We start from the raw sequence: 1,095 nt of genomic DNA on the forward strand, positions 1-1,095 counted from the left end.
GGCCCAGAGTGTGTCAAAACGCCTTTTTGAAACGCTAGAATTGTTCATCCGATAGCGGAGGATGAGCAAGATGAAGCGGTTCGTTCAAGGTGACAATCGTACACAAAGCTTTCTCCTCCCCGAAGCACTTGACGACTACGTGACGGACACCAATCCCGTGCGCGTAGTCGATATTTTTGTAGATGAGCTCGATCTTCAGAAGCTCGGGTTTGAAGGTGTTGAGCCAGCGCTAACGGGTCGGCCTTCGTACCATCCGGAGGTGATGCTCAAGATCTACATTTACGGTTACCTGAACCGTATTCAATCTAGCCGTCGTCTTGAACGTGAGGCCCAGCGCAACGTTGAACTGATGTGGCTCACGGGCCGCCTGGCGCCGGACTTCAAGACCATTGCGCGGTTCCGCAAAGACAACGGCAAAGCGATCCGCAGTGTCTGTCGTCAGTTCGTGATGCTATGCCAACGTCTGGACCTCTTCGCAGACGCGCTCGTTGCGATCGACGGCAGCAAGTTCAAGGCGGTGAATCATCGCGACCGTAACTTCACGAGCGCAAAACTAGAACGACGGATGCGGGACATCGAGGCAAGCATCAGCCGCTATCTTGTGGAAATGGACACTGCCGATCGCCAGGAACCTACGATCGCGAAGGCGAAGACAGAACGGCTGCAAGACAAGATTGCAGCTCTCAAGGAGCAGATGCAAATCCTCAAGCAAGTCGAAGTTCAACTCGATGCGGCACCAGACAAGCAAGTGTCGCTCACGGACCCGGACTCGCGTTCGATGAAGACGCGGGGGACAGGCGTCGTCGGCTACAACGTCCAGGTAGCGGTCGATGCAAAGCACCATCTGATTGTCGCGCACGAGATCACCAACAACGGCATTGATCGTGACCAACTCACCTCGATGGCCAAGCTGGCGCGTAGCGAAATGGGTGTCGATGAACTCACGGCAGTTGCCGACCGAGGCTATTACAAGAGCGAGGAAATACTCGCATGCCACGAGGCCGGAATCACGGTGTTTGTTCCCAAGACGAAGACTTCGGGCGCGACCTTCGACGGGCGCTTCGGCAAAGACGATTTTATTTACGACGCTGAGAC

1 protein-coding gene is annotated in these 1,095 nt (G+C 55.2%); it reads left to right on the forward strand.

The window, feature by feature from the left end; translation table 11 throughout:
- Positions 1–70 precede the first annotated feature (70 nt).
- Positions 71–1,095 (forward strand): IS1182 family transposase (locus tag FSO04_RS45815; RefSeq protein WP_154568012.1); only part of this gene is annotated, 1,025 nt, incomplete at its 3' end.

It is taken from the genome of Paraburkholderia madseniana (assembly GCF_009690905.1).
In the GTDB taxonomy this organism is placed as follows: Bacteria; Pseudomonadota; Gammaproteobacteria; order Burkholderiales; family Burkholderiaceae; genus Paraburkholderia; species Paraburkholderia madseniana.